The sequence below is a fragment of the Mesorhizobium sp. M1322 genome (genome assembly GCF_040318085.1).
Lineage (GTDB): Bacteria > Pseudomonadota > Alphaproteobacteria > Rhizobiales > Rhizobiaceae > Mesorhizobium.
Map to the genome: position 1 here is coordinate 1 of NZ_JAMYLP010000217.1, position 864 is coordinate 864.

Below are 864 nucleotides of genomic sequence, written 5' to 3' on the forward strand. Positions count from 1 at the left end.
GCGCGCGGCGAGGAGCGGTAATGCTGCGCCGGGGTGTCCATGGCCAGCGCCTCATGCGGACGCTCCTCATTGTAGCTATGCCGGAAGGCCTCGAAAGCCTGGCCCTGGGCCATTCTGTCGGCCTCCGGCGCCTTGGCCAGCGGCAGCATGGTCAGGTGGAAGCGCTCATGCCGTCCGTTCTGCTGCGGCTTGCCGGGCGCGATCCGCTCCAGCGTGATGCCGAGCTTGATGAAGCGCACCGAAAGCGGCGTCAGCCCGGTGACGCCGGCCGACGCGAAGGGCGGGCCATTGTCGCTTCTGAGCCGATCCGGCAGGCCATGCGCCTCAAACAGCCGCTCGAACACCGGCCAGGCCTCCTCGTCCGCCGTCGAGCCCGTCGCTTCGAGCGCCAGAAGGTAGCGGCTCGACGCATCCATCACCGTCAACGGTTCGCAGCGCCACCCGTCACGGGTGCGGAACCAACCCTTGTGATCGCCCGTCCACACCGCGTTCGGCTCCTCGGCTTGCGGCCATGGTCCGTTGCCACAGGCCCGCAGACGTGCCCGCTTGCGGACGCTGACAAGCCCGTGCCGCGCAAGGATTGCACCAGCCGTCGAGGCCGACGGCCAGGCCAACTCGGGAGCGGTGCGCTTGAGCCGCGCCATGATCTTCTTCGGCCCCCACAGCGGGTGCGTCTCCTTCGCCGCAACGATCCGCTCCACCAGATCCATGGCCGTCGCCCGGCCATGATTGAGCGGCGCCCGCGGCAGGTCATGCAGGCCTTCCGGGCCGAACTCCCGGTAGCGTCCCAGCCATTTGTAGCCGATCTTGCGCGACACCCCGAACTCAGCACACAGCTGCGTCATCGTCTCATCACCCGCCAGG

1 protein-coding gene is annotated in these 864 nt (G+C 68.6%); it reads right to left on the minus strand.

Annotated features, from left to right (window positions below):
* Nucleotides 1-863 (minus strand): integrase core domain-containing protein (locus NKH12_RS30455; protein WP_352956486.1); only part of this gene is annotated, 863 nt, incomplete at its 3' end.
* Nucleotide 864: the final 1 nt, after the last annotated feature.